21 protein-coding genes are annotated in these 18,200 nt (G+C 60.9%); 18 read left to right on the top strand and 3 right to left on the bottom strand.

Annotated elements, in window-relative coordinates; translation table 11 throughout:
• The first annotated feature begins 26 nt into the window (after nucleotides 1-26).
• Together HQ945_RS10125 and HQ945_RS10120 are read left to right on the top strand one after the other, a co-directional pair.
• Nucleotides 27-1,484: an NAD-dependent succinate-semialdehyde dehydrogenase gene (locus tag HQ945_RS10125; RefSeq protein ID WP_091922079.1), complete on the top strand. Its 1,458-nt coding sequence runs from the start codon at nucleotides 27-29 to the stop codon at nucleotides 1,482-1,484.
• Nucleotides 1,485-2,513, top strand: a complete 1,029-nt coding sequence (locus HQ945_RS10120) for an aldose epimerase family protein (RefSeq protein WP_091922077.1) — start codon at nucleotides 1,485-1,487, stop codon at nucleotides 2,511-2,513.
• On the opposite strand, the gene HQ945_RS10115 is transcribed toward HQ945_RS10120, so the two are convergent.
• Nucleotides 2,510-3,427, bottom strand: coding sequence for a sugar kinase (locus HQ945_RS10115; protein WP_113280566.1), 918 nt, complete (start codon nucleotides 3,425-3,427; stop codon nucleotides 2,510-2,512). The two genes, HQ945_RS10120 and HQ945_RS10115, sit on opposite strands and share 4 nt — an antisense overlap.
• Nucleotides 3,428-3,566: 139 nt before the next feature.
• Here HQ945_RS10115 and HQ945_RS10110 point away from each other — a divergent pair, with 139 nt between their 5' ends.
• Nucleotides 3,567-4,178, top strand: coding sequence for a pyridoxamine 5'-phosphate oxidase family protein (locus tag HQ945_RS10110; protein WP_113280567.1), 612 nt, complete (start codon nucleotides 3,567-3,569; stop codon nucleotides 4,176-4,178).
• Nucleotide 4,179: 1 nt separating this feature from the next.
• Here HQ945_RS10110 and phnF read toward each other — a convergent pair whose 3' ends face one another.
• Nucleotides 4,180-4,923 carry a phosphonate metabolism transcriptional regulator PhnF gene (gene phnF, locus HQ945_RS10105; protein ID WP_027231741.1) on the bottom strand — a complete coding sequence of 248 codons (744 nt, stop codon included), beginning with the start codon at nucleotides 4,921-4,923 and terminating at the stop codon, nucleotides 4,180-4,182.
• A 90-nt stretch (nucleotides 4,924-5,013) separates the two neighbouring features.
• Here phnF and phnG point away from each other — a divergent pair, with 90 nt between their 5' ends.
• The 15 genes from phnG to phnN all read left to right on the top strand — a co-directional run bounded on the left by phnG (nucleotide 5,014) and on the right by phnN (nucleotide 17,064).
• Complete coding sequence (phnG, locus tag HQ945_RS10100) at nucleotides 5,014-5,487, top strand: phosphonate C-P lyase system protein PhnG (protein ID WP_113280568.1); 474 nt, start codon at nucleotides 5,014-5,016, stop codon at nucleotides 5,485-5,487.
• Nucleotides 5,487-6,098 carry a phosphonate C-P lyase system protein PhnH gene (gene phnH, locus HQ945_RS10095; RefSeq protein ID WP_113280569.1) on the top strand — a complete coding sequence of 204 codons (612 nt, stop codon included), beginning with the start codon at nucleotides 5,487-5,489 and terminating at the stop codon, nucleotides 6,096-6,098. The genes phnG and phnH overlap by 1 nt, the downstream gene beginning before the upstream one ends.
• A gap of 4 nt (nucleotides 6,099-6,102) precedes the next feature.
• The gene (locus HQ945_RS10090; protein WP_113280570.1) at nucleotides 6,103-7,197 is read left to right on the top strand and encodes a carbon-phosphorus lyase complex subunit; all 1,095 of its coding nucleotides are present in this window, start codon (nucleotides 6,103-6,105) and stop codon (nucleotides 7,195-7,197) included.
• Nucleotides 7,194-8,075, top strand: a complete 882-nt coding sequence (locus HQ945_RS10085; protein ID WP_113280571.1) for an alpha-D-ribose 1-methylphosphonate 5-phosphate C-P-lyase PhnJ — start codon at nucleotides 7,194-7,196, stop codon at nucleotides 8,073-8,075. Before HQ945_RS10090 ends, HQ945_RS10085 begins: the two co-directional genes overlap by 4 nt.
• Nucleotides 8,072-8,848: a phosphonate C-P lyase system protein PhnK gene (gene phnK / locus HQ945_RS10080; protein ID WP_113280572.1), complete on the top strand. Its 777-nt coding sequence runs from the start codon at nucleotides 8,072-8,074 to the stop codon at nucleotides 8,846-8,848. Before HQ945_RS10085 ends, phnK begins: the two co-directional genes overlap by 4 nt.
• A 9-nt stretch (nucleotides 8,849-8,857) precedes the next feature.
• Nucleotides 8,858-9,568, top strand: a complete 711-nt coding sequence (phnL, locus tag HQ945_RS10075) for a phosphonate C-P lyase system protein PhnL (protein WP_113280573.1) — start codon at nucleotides 8,858-8,860, stop codon at nucleotides 9,566-9,568.
• Nucleotides 9,558-9,686, top strand: coding sequence for a hypothetical protein (locus tag HQ945_RS23190; protein WP_425500637.1), 129 nt, complete (start codon nucleotides 9,558-9,560; stop codon nucleotides 9,684-9,686). The genes phnL and HQ945_RS23190 overlap by 11 nt, the downstream gene beginning before the upstream one ends.
• A 9-nt stretch (nucleotides 9,687-9,695) precedes the next feature.
• The gene (locus HQ945_RS10070) at nucleotides 9,696-10,178 is read left to right on the top strand and encodes a DapH/DapD/GlmU-related protein (RefSeq protein WP_174208064.1); all 483 of its coding nucleotides are present in this window, start codon (nucleotides 9,696-9,698) and stop codon (nucleotides 10,176-10,178) included.
• Between the two features lie 119 nt (nucleotides 10,179-10,297).
• Entirely contained in the window at nucleotides 10,298-11,131 is an 834-nt protein-coding gene (phnC, locus tag HQ945_RS10065) for a phosphonate ABC transporter ATP-binding protein (RefSeq protein ID WP_091945371.1), read from the top strand.
• Nucleotides 11,132-11,215: 84 nt separating this feature from the next.
• Nucleotides 11,216-12,133, top strand: coding sequence for a phosphonate ABC transporter substrate-binding protein (gene phnD / locus HQ945_RS10060; protein ID WP_027231732.1), 918 nt, complete (start codon nucleotides 11,216-11,218; stop codon nucleotides 12,131-12,133).
• Between the two features lie 74 nt (nucleotides 12,134-12,207).
• The gene (phnE, locus tag HQ945_RS10055; RefSeq protein WP_091922052.1) at nucleotides 12,208-13,176 is read left to right on the top strand and encodes a phosphonate ABC transporter, permease protein PhnE; all 969 of its coding nucleotides are present in this window, start codon (nucleotides 12,208-12,210) and stop codon (nucleotides 13,174-13,176) included.
• Nucleotides 13,173-14,504: a phosphonate ABC transporter, permease protein PhnE gene (gene phnE / locus HQ945_RS10050; RefSeq protein ID WP_113280576.1), complete on the top strand. Its 1,332-nt coding sequence runs from the start codon at nucleotides 13,173-13,175 to the stop codon at nucleotides 14,502-14,504. Before phnE (HQ945_RS10055) ends, phnE (HQ945_RS10050) begins: the two co-directional genes overlap by 4 nt.
• Before the next feature lie 85 nt (nucleotides 14,505-14,589).
• Nucleotides 14,590-15,297 (top strand): DUF1045 domain-containing protein, encoded by a 708-nt coding sequence (locus HQ945_RS10045; protein WP_113280577.1) that lies wholly within the window; start codon nucleotides 14,590-14,592, stop codon nucleotides 15,295-15,297.
• 1 nt (nucleotide 15,298) lies between these two features.
• A complete protein-coding gene (locus tag HQ945_RS10040) occupies nucleotides 15,299-16,438 on the top strand; it encodes an alpha-D-ribose 1-methylphosphonate 5-triphosphate diphosphatase (RefSeq protein WP_113280578.1) in 1,140 nt (379 codons plus the stop codon).
• Nucleotides 16,439-16,449: 11 nt separating this feature from the next.
• Nucleotides 16,450-17,064: a phosphonate metabolism protein/1,5-bisphosphokinase (PRPP-forming) PhnN gene (gene phnN, locus HQ945_RS10035; RefSeq protein ID WP_343051206.1), complete on the top strand. Its 615-nt coding sequence runs from the start codon at nucleotides 16,450-16,452 to the stop codon at nucleotides 17,062-17,064.
• A 61-nt stretch (nucleotides 17,065-17,125) separates the two neighbouring features.
• Here phnN and HQ945_RS10030 read toward each other — a convergent pair whose 3' ends face one another.
• Nucleotides 17,126-18,187 (bottom strand): porin, encoded by a 1,062-nt coding sequence (locus HQ945_RS10030; protein WP_174208063.1) that lies wholly within the window; start codon nucleotides 18,185-18,187, stop codon nucleotides 17,126-17,128.
• Between the last annotated feature and the right edge of the window lie 13 nt (nucleotides 18,188-18,200).

Genomic DNA, 18,200 nt, shown 5'->3' with positions numbered 1-18,200 from the left:
ACCCTTCGAACACAGGGAGAAATATGATGTTGCAGAAATCCAGCCCGTTCATGAAGCAGGCAAACCTGATCAATGGTGAGTGGGTGGGCGCCGATTCCGGCAAGACGATCGACGTCATCAACCCTGCAACCGGCCTGAAGATTGGCACGGTTCCGAATTCCGGCAAGGCCGAAACGCGGCGCGCCATCGACGCTGCCGCCGAGGCCTTCAAGACTTGGCGCAAGACATCGGTGCTCGAGCGCGCCAAGATGATGCGCAAGCTGCACGACGCCATCCTCGACAACCAGGACGCCCTGGCCGAACTCCTCACATTGGAGCAGGGGAAGTCGCTGTTCGAGTCCAGGGGCGAGGTCGGCATGTCGGCGGCCTATATTCTCTGGTACGCCGAAGAGGCGCGGCGGACCTATGGCGATATCGTTCCATCGCCCTGGGCCGATCGCCGCATCCTCGTGACGAAGGAGCCAGTTGGCGTCATCGGCGCCATCACGCCGTGGAATTTCCCGTCCTCGATGCTAGCACGCAAGATCGGTCCGGCGCTCGCTGCAGGCTGCACGGCGGTCGTCAAGCCAGCCACGCAGACACCCTATTCCGGGCTTGTATGGGGTGCGCTTTGCGAGGAGGCCGGCATTCCGAAGGGCGTCGTCAACATCCTCACCGGTTCTGCCTCTGAGATCGGCGGCGAAATCACCAGCAATCCCCTCGTGCGCAAGATCACTTTCACCGGCTCGACCGAGATCGGCAAGATCCTGATCAAGCAGGCGGCGGACACCGTAAAGAAGGTGTCCATGGAGCTTGGCGGCAATGCCCCCTTCATCGTGTTCGACGATGCGGATGTCGATCGCGCCGTCCAGGGTGCGATGATCGCGAAATTCCGCAATTCCGGCCAGACCTGCGTGTGTACAAACCGCTTCCTGGTTCAATCGGGTATCTACGACACGTTCATTGAGAAGTTCGCTGCGGCGACCCAGAAACTCAAGGTCGGCGACGGTCTCGAAACCGGTACAGAACAGGGTCCGCTGATCGACGAGAAGGCAGTCGCCAAGGTTGAGGAATTCGTCGCCGATGCCAAGCAGAAGGGCGGCAAGGTCGTGACCGGCGGCAAGCGCCATGCGCTCGGCGGCAGCTTCTACGAGCCGACGATCATAAGCGACGCCAAGGAAGACATGCTTTTCACCAAGGAAGAGATTTTCGGCCCCGTGGCGCCGGTCTACAAATTCGAGACCGAGCAGGAAGCGATCGACCTTGCGAACAACACCGAGTTCGGCCTTGCGAGCTATTTCTATACGCGGGACCTTGGCCGCGTGTTCCGCGTTTCCGAGGGGCTCAAATACGGCATGGTGGGCGTCAACGAAGGCATGATCACCACGGTCGAGGCACCCTTTGGCGGCGTCAAGGAATCGGGGCTCGGCAAGGAGGGCGGACATCAGGGCATTGAAGACTATCTCGATACGAAATATGTCTGCGTCGGAGGTCTCGGCCTCTAAATGAACACTGAGTTATTCGGCCACACGCCTGAGGGCGAAGCAGTCCACCGCATCACGATCTCCGGCGGGGGGCTGACCGCCAAGGTTCTGACCTGGGGCGCAGTCATCCAGGACCTGCGCCTCAAGGGCCACGAACCGCCGCTGGTCCTGGGCTACCAGGACTTCGCCGACTATCCGGCACACTCGCCCTATCTCGGCGCGACGGTCGGCCGTTCGATCAACCGCATTCGTGGCGGCGAACTCACGATCGACGGCGAGACCTATGCGCTGGAGCGGAATTTTCACGATCGGCACAATATTCACGGTGGAAGCCGGGGTGCCGGCAAGCGTAACTGGGACGTCGTCGCCGTCGGCTCGGATTATGTGACGCTGACCATCCAGCTTGGTGATGGCGAAATGGGATTTCCCGGCAATCTCAACATCACCTGCACCTATATGCTGGAATCAAAGGGCACACTCGCAATCCGAATGGATGCCGTGACCGACAAACCCACCATCTGCAATCTTGCCCATCACAGCTACTTCAATCTCGATGATGGCGGTGCAACCGATGCGCTTGACCATCAAGTGCGCATCGATGCGGCGGCCTATCTGCCGGTCGATGCCGATCTCATTCCCGACGGGCGGGTTCTCCCGGTGGCGGGCACGACGCATGATTTTCGGGATTACCGGTCGATCCGCCGCGAAGAACGTGGCGCCCAGGTGGTCTATGACAATAATTTCTGCCTGTCGAGCCAGCGCCAGCCCCTGCGGCGGGTCGCATCGGCCAAGGGCGCGAAGTCGGGCGTCGAGATGAACGTTCTGACCACGGAACCCGGCGTGCAGTTCTATGCCGGCAATACGCTGGGCGGGCGTCCACCGATCGGGCTGACAGGAAACACCTACGATAATTATGCGGGCATCTGTTTTGAGGCGCAGGTCTGGCCGGACTCAACCCATTTCCCGTATTTCCCGCAGGCAATCCTTCGGCCGCAGGAGACCTACAGCCAGATGACCAAGTACAGCTTCAACAAGGCAAAGCAGGCTTAAGCATCAAAGGCCTTGCGCGCTTCGCCCATCGGGGCAAGCGCGCCGTGAAATTCGACGACGCGCGCCGCCACCTTATGCGCCCGTTTTGCGGCCGCAACCGGATCGAGGTCGGCGAGGCGGGCAGCAATATAGCCGCCATTGAAGCTGTCGCCAGCGCCGGTCGTGTCGATGGCATTGGCTTTGGCGGCCTGTACGTTGGTGCTGACTCCTCCCGAAACGACCAGCGCCGGTTCCGTTCCATCCTTGACGACGATTTCCTTGACGCCATAGCTCGCAAGGCGGGCAGCCGTATCGGCCGGCGTGACGTCGCCGAAGAGCGCGTTTTCATCCGGGAATGTCGGCAAGGCGATATCGCTGACATGGAACGCGTTGCTCAATACCTGCTTCGCCGTCTCGGCATTTTCCCACAGACGCGGACGATAGTTGGCATCGAATACGATGAGCGAACCGTGACGCCGCGCATTGCTGACGGCGTTGAGCACAGTCTGGCGGCTCTTTGGGCTCAAAATGCCCATGGTGATGCCGGAGAAATAGATGATACGGCGGCCTTCAAGACTCCTGGCGAGCGCATCAGCGTCATCGGCCAACTGCCGCGCAGCGGCGTCATTACGCCAATAGGTGAAGGACCGCTCGGCACCGGTCAGGGTAATTGCGTAAAGCCCGGGCCGGGCGCCGACAATCGTCGGGCTGTGGGCCGTGTTTATCCCATTGTCGCGCAAGAATGCCTTTTGCCTGACGGAAAAGGGATCGTCGCCAAAGGCAGTCACGTAGTCGACGGCGAGGTCTGGATCGGCGAGGGCCCGAACATACCAGGTGGTGTTCAGCGTATCGCCGGCAAAGCCCATGCGCCACTGGTCGCCATTGGCGCCCGAGAGTTCGATCATGCACTCGCCGATAGCCGCAAATCCGTTCATGAATTCCTCCGCAATTCCGGTCGGTTGCGACTGATATACGAGTGGACGGCCGCTGTCATGGGAAAGTTCCGGGGGCAGGGGCTGTCATATTTGCTTAATAATGCAATGGTAGCCGCGCCATATTTGCACGGAGAATCGAATGTCGCGCATCACGTCGATCGAACAACTCGAGGCGATCTACAGCGGTGTTGCCGAGGCATCGACGGCGAAGGTCACCGACCGAATCACGCCGGAGTATCGCCGCCTCATCGAAGGCTCGCCGTTCGTGGCCCTGGCGACATCCGGCCCGGAGGGGCTCGATTGCTCGCCGCGCGGCGATCTGGCGGGATTTGTCCGCATCCATGACGATCGTACCTTGATGATCCCCGACCGCCGAGGCAACAACCGGGTCGACTCGCTGCGCAATATCGTCCGCGACCCGCGCGTCGCGCTGCTCTTCCTGATCCCGGGGGTCAACACGACGTTCCGCGTCAATGGCCGCGCCTTCCTCGATACGGACAGGACGTTGCTCGACAGCTTCGCCGTAGAAGAAAAAGCGCCGCGATCGGTGATGGTCGTCGAGGTGGAGGAGGCCTATTTCCAGTGCGCCCGCGCCTTGATCCGCTCCGAACTTTGGAATTCGAAGAATCATCGCTCGCCGAAAGAGTTTCCGACCCCCGGCCAGGTGCTCGCCGCTCTCAGCGAAGACCGTGTCGGCGGCGAGGCCTATGACCGCGAATGGCCGCAGCGTGCAGCCAAGACCATGTGGTAGATCAAAGCGCCTTGTTGTCGATCGCAATTTCCATGCGGTCGGCGGCGAAGCGGGTCTTGGCATATTCGACCGGACGGCCATCCATATCGACATTGATCGCAGTCGCAACGAGCACGATCGCCCCCGGCGACAGTTGCAGGTGGCGCAGGTCGTCGGCATCGGCATGTCTTGCCGCGATAATCGTCGACTTGCGCAGATAATCGTCTATTCCCGCAGCCTTTAGCGCAAATGTTATCGATCCGGATGAACGGTAGTCCTCGGCGGCGTTCGGCACGCGCGCGGCATCGAACCAGGCCGTCGAGCAGGTGACAGGGTTGCCATCCGCCGTGTGCAGCGTGTCGATACGAACGACGTCTCCTGCCGGCATGCCAAGCGCCGCGGCAATTTCGGGCGTCGCCGCTTCGGTGCGGTAAGAGAGCAATACGCCCTTGGTCTCGCGCACCTGCGTTGCGAGGATCTGCGAGAACCGCGTGCGCTCGCCGATGCGGTAGATCAGCTTGCGGCTGTTGGCGACAAATGTGCCTCGCCCCTGCTCGGCGCGCAGCACGCCTTCCTTCGTAAGCGCGGCAATTGCGCTTCGGATGGTGTGGCGATTGACGGAAAATCGCGCGGCCAGTTCGATTTCGGGCGGCATGCGTGCGCCACTCGCCATTCTCCCCGCCGTGATGTCGCCGCGGATCTGGTCGGCAATCTGCCGCCAGATGGCGACACCGCTGTTTCGCGTAATGAATCGCGCTGAAGTCACGCTTTGTCATGCTCCTGTCATTGACCATCCCTATAGATGGATTTATTGTCTAGTTGTATAGACGAATAGACAAGTTTGAGCGAGGTGTCAATGACCAGAGATTTTCAGGAAATGTCGGCGACCGCCGATGCCGGGCGCAAGGCCGCCATGGCCTTGCTCGCCCAGGCGACCGCCGATGAGATGACCCGCTTCTGGTCCGTCTGGACCGACAAGCCGGAAGTCGAGACCTTGCGCGGGCCCGAAACGGGCCTCGTCATGGTTCGCGGACGCATCGGCGGGTCGGGAGCTCCGTTCAATCTCGGGGAAGCGACTGTGACCCGCGCGACCGTGCGGCTCGGCAGCGGCGCCGTCGGCCACGCTTATGCGCTCGGTCGCCAGGGCGAAAAGGTCCGCCTTGCCGCCGTCTTTGATGCGCTTTGGCAAGACGATGCCAAGCGCGACGTGGTCGAAAAGACCGTCCTTGCGCCAATCGCGCAGCGGCTCGACGAGGAACTCAGGACCAAGCGCGCCGAGACGGCAGCGACCAAGGTCGATTTCTTCACAATGGTGCGAGGGGAAGACTGATGAGCACGAATACTCAGGTTTTTGAGGGCGGCTTCGCCAATCCGGTCATGGGAGCGCAGCAGATTTTCCGGGCGCTGATGGATGCCATGGCCAATCCCGGCCGCGTCTTTGACGTGCCGGAACTCGTCGCAGCGCCGGCCCCGTTGACGCCGGTAATGGCGGCGATCGCCGCCACGCTGTTCGACCACGATGCCACGGTCTGGTGCGACAAGTCGATCAGCGCCTCGAAGGAAGCCATCGGCTGGCTGAAATTTCATACCGGTCTCGAACTCGTCTCCGATCCGGCGGCTGCGCAATTCGCGCTGGTGAAAGACGTCGCCGCAATGCCGTCCTTCGAAGCCTTTGCCAAGGGAACGTCGGAATATCCCGACCGGTCGACGACGGTGATCTTGCAGCTCGATGGATTTGAGGGCGAGAACGTCCTCACCCTCCGTGGACCCGGTATCAAGGATACGCAGGACTTCGCGCCGAGCCAGCTGCCGAAAATGTTCATCGATCAATGGACGGGCAATCGCGCCGCCTTTCCGCGCGGCATCGATCTGATCTTCGCCGGACGGGAAGCGCTCGCCGCCCTGCCGCGCACGACACGCGTTGCGAAGAAGGAGGCGTAAGTCCATGTATGTTGCAGTCAAAGGCGGCGAAACCGCCATCCGCAATGCCCACAAGCTTCTTGCCGACAAGCGCAGGGGTGATCGCTCCGTGCCGTCGATACGGCTCGACCAGATCGTCGAACAACTGGCACTCGGCGTCGACCGCGTCATGGCCGAGGGATCGCTTTACGATCTCGAACTTGCGGCCCTCGCCATCAAGCAGGCGCGGGGCGACATGATCGAGGCAATCTTCCTCGTCCGCGCCTATCGCACGACGCTGCCGCGTTTTGGCTATACGCTCCCCGTCGAAACCGCGGCAATGGCGATAGAACGGCGCATCTCCGCAACGTTCAAGGACCTGCCGGGTGGACAGTTGCTCGGGCCGACATTCGATTATACGCACCGCCTGCTCGATCCCGAGCTCGCCGCCGATGCCGCGGTCGAAGCGCCGGAGGAGCGGGTGGAGGAAACGCACGAGCCTGCACCGCGCGTCACCGACATTCTCGGCCATCACGGCATGATCGAGACGGATGGCGAGTTGCCGGAAGGGACAGCGCCTGGCGATCTGACCCGCGAGCCGCTCGCCTTTCCGCTTGAGCGCGATCTGCGCCTACAAGCGCTTGCCCGCGGCGACGAGGGTTTTCTGCTCGGTCTCGCCTATTCCACACAGCGGGGCTATGCCCGCAGCCATCCCTTCGTTGGCGAAATCCGCATCGGCGAAGTCGAGGTCGAACTTGAAGTCGCGGAACTCGATTTCCCGCTGACCCTCGGGCGCATCCGCCTGACCGAATGCCAGATGGTCAACCAGTTCAAGGGTTCGGCCAAGCAGCCGCCGCAGTTCACCCGCGGCTATGGCCTGGTGTTCGGCCAGAGCGAGCGCAAGGCGATGTCGATGTCGCTCTGCGATCGCGCATTGCGGGCGAGGGAGCTCGGCGAGGATGTTACCGCCGCCGCCCAGGACGAGGAATTCGTCATTTCCCACAGCGATAATGTCCAGTCGACCGGCTTTGTCGAGCATTTGAAGCTGCCGCATTACGTGGATTTCCAGGCCGAACTCGACCTGGTGCGCCGGATGCGGGCCGAACACGAACGCCGCGACGTCCAGGAGACAGCAGAATGACCGAACTCGCAACATACAACTTTGCCTATCTCGACGAGCAGACGAAGCGGATGATCCGCCGCGCCATCCTGAAGGCCATTGCCATTCCGGGCTACCAGGTGCCTTTCGCCTCGCGCGAAATGCCGATGCCCTACGGCTGGGGCACGGGCGGCGTGCAGGTGACCGCGGCAGTCATCGGACCCGATGACAGGCTGAAGGTTATCGACCAGGGCGCCGACGACACCACCAACGCCGTATCGATCCGCGCCTTTTTCCAGAAGACCGCAAATGTCCGTGTCACGACCAGCACAACGGAAGCAACGATCATCCAGACGCGGCACCGCATTCCGGAAACACCGCTCACCGCGGGCCAAATCCTCGTTTATCAGGTGCCGATTCCTGAGCCCCTGCGCTTCCTCGAGCCGCGCGAGACGGAAACCCGGAAAATGCATGCGCTCGAAGAATACGGCCTGATGCATGTGAAGCTCTACGAGGACATCGCCCGCCACGGCCACATAGCGACGACCTATGCCTACCCGGTAAAGGTCGAAGGGCGCTATGTCATGGACCCGTCGCCGACGCCGAAGTTCGACAATCCGAAGATGCATCGCTCGCCGGCGCTGCAACTATTCGGTGCAGGACGCGAAAAGCGCATCTATGCGGTTCCGCCCTACACGGAAGTCGTCAGCCTCGACTTCGAAGATCATCCATTTGAAATCCAGAGCTTTTCCGAGCCCTGCGCGCTGTGCGGCGCCAGGGGTACCTACCTCGACGAGGTGATCCTCGACGACAAGGGCGGCAGCATGTTCGTGTGCTCGGATACGGATTTTTGTGAAGACCGGCAGGCGCATGGCCATTGCGGCCATCTTTCGGCCAATCCGGCGGAGGCAGCAGAATGAGCGATACACCACTTCTCAAAGTCAATGCAGTCTCGAAATTCTATGGAAGCCGGATCGGCTGCCAGAATGTCTCGTTCGAACTGTGGCCGGGCGAAGTGCTGGCCATCGTCGGCGAATCCGGTTCCGGCAAGACCACGCTTCTGAACTGTCTGGCGACCCGGCTTGCGCCTTCGGCAGGTTCTGTCGAATACCGCATGAGGGAGGGCCAGTTCCGCGATCTTTACCGCCTCAGCGAAGCCGAGCGGCGGTTGTTAATGCGCACCGACTGGGGATTCGTGCACCAGAACCCGGCCGATGGCTTGCGCATGACCGTCTCGGCCGGCGCCAATGTCGGCGAGCGGCTGATGGCGGTCGGCGACCGGCACTATGGCCGCATCCGCTCGACGGCGACCGATTGGCTCGGGCGGGTGGAAATCGCCGCCGACCGCATCGATGACGAGCCGCGCGCCTTCTCCGGCGGTATGCGCCAGCGCCTGCAGATCGCGCGCAACCTCGTAACCAACCCGCGCCTGATCTTCATGGACGAGCCGACCGGTGGACTGGACGTGTCGGTGCAGGCGAGGTTGCTCGACCTTTTGCGGGGCCTCGTCAGCGACCTTGGCCTTGCGGCAATCGTCGTCACCCATGATCTTGCCGTCGCGCGGCTGCTTTCGCACCGCATGATGGTGATGAAGGACGGCCATATCGTCGAAACCGGCCTCACCGATCGGGTCCTCGACGATCCGCAAGCGCCTTACACCCAGCTTCTCGTTTCATCCATCCTGCAGGTCTAGGAGAAGATCATGCCAACGCCTCTCGTTGTCTCCGATGTCGCCAAGAGTTTCACCATGCACCTGCGTGACGGCATCCGCTTGCCGGTGGTCACCAACGTGTCATTCTCGATCAAGGCCGGCGAGTGCGCCGTTCTTGGCGGCCCTTCCGGCGCCGGGAAGAGTTCGATCCTGAAAATGATCTACGGCAATTATGCCGTGGATCAGGGCCAGATCATCGTTCCCTACCGCGACCGCCTTGTGGATATTGCCTCGGCCGATCCGCGAACCATGCTCGGTATCCGCCGCGAAATGGTCGGCTATGTCAGCCAGTTCCTGCGCACCGTGCCACGCGTTTCGGCGCTTGACGTTGTCGCCGAGCCGCTCGTTGCTCGCGGCGTCAAGCGCGGCGAAGCCCGCGAAAAGGCGGCGGTGCTGCTCTCGGGACTCAATCTCCCCGAACGGCTGTGGGCGCTGCCGCCCGCCACCTTCTCCGGCGGCGAGCAGCAGCGCGTCAACATTGCGCGCGGCTTCATTACCGATCATCCGGTCCTGCTGCTCGACGAGCCGACAGCATCGCTCGACGCCAGGAACCGCAGCGTCGTTGTGTCTATGATCGAGGCCAAGAAGGCCGCGGGCGTCGCCATGCTCGGCATCTTTCACGACGAGGACGTGCGCGAGGCCGTTGCCGACCGGATCATCGATGTCACGGCCTTTTCGACCGCAGGCGGAGTTGCGGCATGACGAACTCTCGGAAACGCCACTGATCCATCCGACGGCGAGCGTCGAAGCCTGCGCGTTCGGCCGCTATACGGAAGTTGCCGAGCGCTGCCGCCTCAGCGAATCGAGCTTCGGCGACTAGTCCTACATCATGCAGGACGGATCTGCCTGGTGCGCCAAGGTCGGCAAATTCGCCAATATAGCTTCGAGCGTTCGCCTCAACGCTCCCAACCATCCGACGTGGCGGCCGACGCTGCACCATTTCACCTATCGTTCGGGCGACTATTGGGACGATGGCACGGTTGACGAGCAATTTTTCGACTGGCGGCGCACCAATACGGTCACGATCGGCCATGATGTCTGGATCGGCCATGGCGCGACCGTGCTGCCGGGCGTCACCGTTGGCGACGGCGCGGTAATCGGGGCAGGGGCGGTGGTCACGAAGGACGTGGACCCCTACACGATCGTTGGCGGCGTTCCGGCACACAAAATTCGTGATCGTTTCGACCGAAAAACGGCTGAACAACTGCAGGTCGTTGCCTGGTGGGATTGGGACCACGCTAAGTTGCGCTCTGCGCTCGATGATTTTCGCTCGCTCTCCATCGAGGCGTTCCTTGAGAAACACGCGGTCTAAATCGAACGAGCGATAGGGTTAACGGACTGACATCAAGTTGTCATTCGGCTGCAACAAAAACGACATCGCACGTTCACATCCGTGTCCTAGGACAGTGCAGCGCCAATAGGGACCTGCTTATGCTGAAGATTGAAAACGTGACGCGCCGCTTTGGCAAGTTCACTGCCATCGACGATGTCAGCCTGGAGATTCCCCAGGGTCAGATGGTAGGCATCATCGGCCGTTCCGGCGCCGGCAAGTCGACGTTGCTTCGTATGATCAACCGTCTCGTTGATCCCTCGGAAGGTGCGATCCTCTTTGAAGGCACCAATGTTGCGCAGTTGAAGGGCGCCGCCTTGCGCAACTGGCAGCGCGATTGCGCCATGATCTTCCAGCAGTTCAATCTGGTGCCGCGCCTCGACGTTCTGACCAATGTTTTGCTCGGTCGCCTCAATCATCGCTCGACGATCAAGAGCCTGCTCGGCATGTTTTCGCGCGAGGAGCGTGCGATGGCGATTGCGGCGCTGGAGCGCCTCGACATCGCGAAGACCGCGCTGCAGCGGGCCGGAACGCTCTCCGGGGGTCAGCAGCAGCGCGTCGCGATAGCCCGCGCGCTGATGCAGAATCCCAAAGTTGTTCTTGCCGACGAGCCGATCGCCTCGCTCGACCCGCGCAATGCTCAGGTGGTGATGGAGTCGTTGCGCGACATCAATGAGCGCGAGGGCCTGACGGTCATCACCAATCTGCACACACTCGATACGGCCCGCCATTTCTGCCAGCGTATCATCGGCATGCAGGGAGGCAAGGTTGTCTTTGACGGCGGACCCGACGATCTCACCGAACTTGCCGCGCGCCGCATCTACGGCGCAGACGGCATGAAGGATGCTTTTTCGGAGGCAATCACTTCCACAAGTATCAGCCGCGGCACACCCAAGCCGATTTCAGAGCTGGAGGCCGTTCTGGCCGCGCGTTGAGCGCACCGAGATCGGCTCGCCCACGATACGGGCCACTAATGAAACTGATCGCAAACTCATATCGACGTTTGACAGGAGAGAACCATGTTCAAGAAAGCCCTTCTTAGTGCAATCGCAATCGGCGCCATGCTGGCCGGTTCGATGGCGCGTGCCGAAAACCTCGAAACATTCCGCATCGGTCTGATCGGCGGCGAAAACGAAGCAGACCGCCTGCGCAACTACCAGTGCGTGGTCGACCAGTTGCCCAAGGTCCTCGGTGTCAAGGAAGTCAAGCTCTTCCCGGCAACCGACTATGACGGCGTCATTCAGGGTCTCCTCGGCGGCACGCTCGATGCTGCTGAACTCGGTGCATCCGGATATGCCAAGATCTATCTGACCAATCCGAAGGCAGTCGAACCGATCCTGACCGACGTCCAGACCGACGGTTCGACCGGCTATTATTCGATCATGATTGCCCGCAAGGACAGCGGCATCAAGACTCTTGCCGACATGAAGGGCAAGAAGCTCGGCTTTGCCGATCCGGATTCCACCTCTGGCTACCTCATCCCCGTTACCTCGCTGCCGAAGGACATCAACGCTTCGGTCAAGGATTACTTCGGTGAAACCGGCTTCGGCGGCGGTCATGAAAACCTCGTTCTCGCCGTCAAGGACGGCAAGTTCGACGCCGGCACGACCTTTGGCTCGGGCGTAGGCAAGTTCGAAGAGGGATACTCTTCCGGCAATCTGCGCAAGATGGTCGACAAGGGCCTGATCGACATGAAGGATTTTGTCGAACTGTGGAAGTCGCCGCTTATTCCGAACGGTCCGACCGTTGTTCGTTCATCAATGAACAAGGACACGATCGCCAAGTACAAGGAATATCTGATGAACCTTCCGAAGACCGATCCGGCCTGCTTCGCCGCGGCTTCTTCGACCGGTGGCGACCGCAAGGGCTACACGGAAGTTAACGCGCAGTTCTACCAGCCGATCATCGACGCCCGCAAGGCGCAGATCGGCGGCTGATAGCCATCCAACGATCACGGCCAGTTCCCTCAAGGTTCTGGCCGTGAATTTTTGTGCTCACTAAGGATCGGTTGATGAGCCAGGCTACGACCACCACCCTGTCGCCCGACGGTATCGAGATAGAACGCCACTGGCTGGAGCTTGCGACGCGCCGGCGTGCCTATTCATGGCTGATCGGCATTGGTCTGCTCGTGGCGGTCGCCGGGTCCCTGTGGTTCGCCAACGACTCAAACGCCGGCAAGTTCTTCGACCGTCTGCCGCACTTCTTCGAGTTTGCGGGCGATCTCGTTCCGCGCGACGGCTGGGAAGTGTGGCGGGCCTTGTTCGATCTGCCGTCACCATATTACGACGGCAGCCTTAAATACGATTATCCGGAAGGCCGGGTCTATCTGTTCGGCGGGTTCTACTTCCCGGAATATTTCTACAAGATGCTGCAGACCCTCAATATCGCGATCCTTTCGACGCTTGTCGGCTTCATCTTCGGCTTCCTGCTCTGCTTCCTTGCCGCCAAGAACCTCGTCAAGAACCGGCTCATCCGCGGCGTCGTGCGCCGGACGATGGAGATCCTGCGCGCGTTCCCAGAGATCGTTATCGCCGGCTTCTTCGCCGCAATCCTCTCGCTCGGCGCCATACCCGCCATGTTCGCCGTGGCCATCCATACGATCGGCGCGCTCGGCAAGCTTTTCTTCGAAGTCGTCGAGAATGCCGACATGAAACCGGATGAGGGTTTGCGCGCCGCCGGCGCCAACTGGTTCGAACGGGTCGGTTTCGGCATCGTGCCGCAAGTGATGCCCAATTTCATGTCCTATGCGCTGCTTCGCCTTGAAATCAATGTGCGTGCCTCGACGATCATCGGCGCGGTCGGCGGCGGCGGCATCGGCGAGGAACTGCGCCTGTCGATCGGCCGCGGCCACCAGGCAAAGACGCTTGCCATCGTCCTTCTGCTGCTGGTGACGATCATCGCCGTCGATCAGTTTTCCGCCTGGCTGCGCCGCCGTCTCGTCGGCAAGCAGGCCTTCGCCTTTGGAGGCAAACAGTCATGACCGCCCTGTCCGCTGCCGCCATTGCCGATTACGAAAGCCGTCACCCGGAGGTCTTCAACCCGCCCGTGTGGAAGCGCTTCCTGCCGCTGTTCATCGCTGCCGGCATCGTTCTTTACGTCGTCTACTGCTGGTGGTTCTTTTCGATCGGCACCGTGCTCGCGAGCGGGCAGTGGCAGCGCGCCGAAATTTATGCGCGCGACTGGGTCTCCTACGCGGTCAGGGCGACCGTCAAGATGAGCCCGGAGGCGACAACAGTTTCCTATCCGCGTTTTTCCGAGCTTGGCAACAATCCCAATCCGGATTGGGTGATCAAGAACGGCAATGACGTGTCGATCCGCTTCGGCTCCAGCAAGTCGCTCGATATCAACGCCCAGCGTGTGATTGCGACGCGGGGAAGCGAAAGCCTGACGATCCTGCTCGAACCGAACGGCGCCAAGCCGCAAGGGACCTTGCCGAAATGGGCACAGCTGAAGGAGGACCAGGTTACGGTGAATTTCGGCTTTGCCGGGCAGGCGGATATCATTCCCGAGCGTGTCGTGGTGAGCCGGCGCTTCCTCGGATGGGCCAATTTCGTCTTCGATACCGCCTCGCCATTCTGGGGCAAGTCGTTCGGCGAAGTGATGTCGATGATCACCAGCGGCGAGCGCATCAAGCCTGAGATGTCGAATGCAGCGCTTGCCTTCGATAACATCTGGTACAATTCATCGTGGCAGCATGGCGACGTTTGGACCAAGCTCCTGCAGACAATCGTCATGGCCTTCATCGGCACCTTGCTTGCAACGATCATCGCGTTTCCGCTCGCGTTTGTTGCGGCTCGCAACATCATGCCGAATTTCTTCGCCAACCAGATTACCAAGCGCTTCTTCGATTTCCTGCGCTCGGTGGACATGCTGATCTGGGCACTTTTCTTCACCCGCGCCTTCGGTCCGGGGCCGCTTGCCGGTATCGCCGCGATCTTCTTCACCGATACGGGCACGCTCGGCAAGGTCTATTCGGAGACGCTGGAAAACATCGATGACAAGCAGCGCGAGGGTGTCAAATCCGTGGGTGCATCGCCGGTGAACGTGCAACGCTATGGCGTCGTGCCGCAGGTCCTGCCGGTATTCGCCAGCCAGGCGCTCTACTTCTGGGAATCGAACACGCGCTCGGCGACGATCATCGGCGCCGTCGGTGCGGGCGGCATCGGCCTCAAGCTGTGGGAGGCGATGCGCACCAACACCAACTGGCATAATGTCGCCTATATGGTCGTGCTCATTCTCATCGTCATCTTCATCTTCGACAATATTTCCAACGCACTGCGCTCGCGCCTGACTGGAAAGCAGCACTAGATTGTCGATCCGCAGATCCCAAGTGATACAAAGCTTGTCATAATTGGAGTGTAACGCGAGACTGTTTTTAGGGAATCACACTGACATGCGCTATGCGATCTACTTCACGCCGCCGGCCAGCGACCCGCTTCTCAAAGTCGCGGCGAATTGGCTCGGCCGCAATGCCTTCAGCGGGCAAGCGGTGAAGGTCCCGCATATTCGCGGGCTCGATCCGGCGGACTTCGCGCAGCTTACCGACTCGCCACGCCGCTACGGTTTCCATGCGACGCTGAAAGCGCCTTTCCGTCTGGCGGAGGGGCTTGAAGAGCGCGAACTGCTTTCCGCCATGATGCATTTTGCCTCCTCGGTCGATCCGGTCGAAATTCCAAAACTTGAAATTCGCTGCCTTGGCGGTTTCTTCGCGCTTGTTCCGAGCGAGCCGCTTGACCGCCTCAACCAGTTGGCAAACGATATTGTCGTCGCCTTCGATCGCTTCCGCGCCGCTCCAAGCGAGCAGGAGATCAAGCGGCGCAATCCCGATGCGCTTTCGGTATCAGAGCAACGCAATCTCGAACAGTGGGGCTATCCCTACGTGTTCGAGGAGTTCCGTTTTCACATGACCCTGACCGGTCCGGTACCGGAGGCCGACCAGCCAAGAATTGAGCGCATCCTCGGTGAATTCCTCGAGCCGGTTCTCGAAGAGCCGGTCGAGATCAACAATCTTGCTCTATTTACCGAGGCCCAACCCGGATCTCCTTTTGAAATCAACTCACTGCACCCGCTTGCTGGAACGAACCGTAGAAAGTCTGCCTGAAATGTCCGCCGAACTGATCTTGAATAATGCGAAAATCGTCCTCGAAAACGAAGTCATCACCGGTTCCGTCCTGGTGCGTGACGGCAAGATAGCCGACATTGCGGAAGGAACGGCATCCGGCGGCGAGGATTTCGGCGGCGACTATCTCATACCCGGCCTGGTGGAACTCCATACCGATCACCTCGAGGGGCATTATCTCCCGCGCCCGCGGGTACGCTGGAACCCGATCGCGGCTGTCCTTGCCCACGATGCGCAGATCGCCACCTCCGGCATTACGACTGTTCTCGATGCGCTGCGCGTCGGCATGGATGAGGATGCGGACCTTTCGGCGCCGGAAATGCGCAAGCTCGGCGACGCAATAGAGAACAGCGTTCATGAGGGCCGGTTGAGAGCCGATCACTATCTGCATCTGCGCTGTGAAGTATCGGCGCCGGATTGCCTTGAAAGTTTTCAACTGTTCGAGAATGACAGCCGTGTGCGGCTCGCATCGTTGATGGACCATGCGCCGGGGCAGCGCCAGTTCGTCGATCTCGAAACCTACGCCTATTATTACCAGCGCAAGCTGAAGCTCAGCGACCGCGATTTCGAGTTGTATTGCGAGAAACGCATGGGCGAGTCCGCGCAGTATTCGGGCCCGCAGCGCGAGGCGCTGGCAGAAAAATGCCGCGCGCGTGGCATCGTTCTCGCCAGCCACGACGATGCGACGCAAGCGCACGTGGACGAGGCCATCGAGCAGGGCATCCACGTTGCCGAGTTTCCAACGACGCTCCAGGCGGCGGCTGCGTCCAAGCGCGCCGGCCTTGCCGTCCTGATGGGTGCGCCCAATGTCGTGCGCGGCGGCTCGCATTCCGGCAACGTCTCGGCGCGCGAACTCGTGGAGCACGGTTATCTCGACATTTTGTCGTCCGACTACATTCCGTTCAGCCTGATCCAGTCGACCTTCATGCTGAGCGAGACCGCGGACAGCATATCGCTGCCGGATTCGGTGCGCCTCGTCACCAAGAACCCGGCTGAGGCGGTTGGTTTTGACGACCGCGGCGTCATCGAGATCGGCAAGCGCGCCGACCTCGTGCGCGTTCGCGTCGATGAGCACATTCCCGTGGTCCGCACTGTCTGGCGCGAAGGCCGCCGGGTCGTATGATGGCCGCCGCAATGATCGAACGCGCACTCGAAGTGGGGCCCGCGCCTTTGCGCAACGGCGCCTTCGTTGCGGTTGTCGGGCCGAGCGGGGCCGGCAAGGATACGATTATCGACTATGCCCGCGCTGCGCTCGCCAATGAGCCGGGATTCCATTTCGTCCGCCGCGTGGTCACCCGGCCTTCGGCGGTCGATGCGGAGGACCACGATACACTGAGCGAGGACGCGTTTTTGACGGCCAAGCGCGAAGGAGCGTTCTGCCACGACTGGTTCGCCCATGGGCTTTACTACGGCTTGCCGAAATCAGTCGATCACGAGATCGAACGGGGCGGGGTCGCGATCGCCAATGTATCGCGCGGCATTCTCCCCGATCTGAAATCGGCCTACGCCAATTTCCTGGTGGTCCATATTACGGCTTCGCCTGAGGTTCTGGCGCACCGCCTTGCGGCGCGCGGGCGCGAAAGCGCCGAGGAGATCGAGCGTCGCTTGATGCGGGCCGCGCCCAATCCATGCGATCCGGAAAATGCCGTTATGATCGACAATTCAGGTCCGGTCGCCGACGCGGGCGATGAACTCGTGGCGCTTTTGCGAAAATCGGCAGCAGTCGCTGCGGTTTCGGACCAGATTTGATTGCAGCTTTGTCGTAGAGGTATCCGGAGGCGTTTGCCTCCGGATTTTTTGTGTCAGGCGATCAGAAATTCCGCTGGAAGCGGACGATGCCACCGAGGGCATCGTCGTTGACGAGTGTGCCGTCGCCCTGACGGAAGTCCTCGAACTTGGTGTAGTTGATTTCCGGCGTGATCGTGAAACCAGGTACAAGTTCGTAGGCAACATTGAGGGCAAAGGCGTAGGTCCCCTCAGATGCGTACGCACCCTGACCGTTGACCGTCGCCTTGTCGGAAAGCTTTGCAGCAAAACCGGCCCAGGCGGCCCAGTCGCCCTGCCACGGCGTCAGGAAGTTGCGTTCCTCGCGCGTGGAGTCGTAGTCGGACTGGTAGGCCCCCATGCCCCAGACCTTGAACGTATCGGTGAGGTTAACATCGAGGCGCGCCTTGGCGGCAAAGGCCTCGACGTTGGAATCGTAGCCGACGATACCGGACAGCGTTCCCCAACCCTGCTCGTACTTGGCGCCGGCCATGACATGCGGCATGTAGTTGTCGATGACGTAGTCGGGATAATCGTCGTGCACCGAGCCCTGTTCAGCGGCGACGATGGCCGAGAAACCGTCTGCCCCTGTGAACGTGTAGCTCACCTGGTTGCTCTGCCAGCTGTTGTAGTTGATCACGTCGTCATTGATGATATCGCCGGCGTAGCCGTTCCAAGCGCCGAAGATTTCATCGGCAACGCCGACACGAAAGCCGCCGAGCTCGATGAACGCCTGCGGGAGGCTGGCGCCGTCATCCGAACCATCGGTAAAGTCGAAGCGCGACTGGATGTAGGAACGCAAGGTGCCGAGTTCTGTCTCGGAACGGGCGTCGAAGCGAACCTCGGCGCGCGTGTGCTTGGCCCAGGTGCCGAGCGGGCCGCCATTATAGACGTCGTCACCCCCCTGTGCGTCATAGCGGACATAGCCGCTTACCTTGAGGCAGGTTTCCGTTCCCGGAATATAGAAGAAGCCCGTGCCATAAGCATCGCAAACCCGCACATATTCGACGGGTTCGGGTTCCGCCACGACAACCGCGTCGGCGGCGCGTGCTCCTGAAACTGCAACCAGCGCTGCAGCGGAACCAAGGAGGAAGCTCTTTATTCGCATTATCGGTTCTCCG

The sequence above is a fragment of the Phyllobacterium pellucidum genome (assembly GCF_013327855.1).
In the GTDB taxonomy this organism is placed as follows: Bacteria; Pseudomonadota; Alphaproteobacteria; order Rhizobiales; family Rhizobiaceae; genus Phyllobacterium; species Phyllobacterium pellucidum.
The sequence above is the reverse complement of the archived record's forward strand: the minus strand, read 5'-3'. Positions and strand labels throughout refer to the sequence as shown.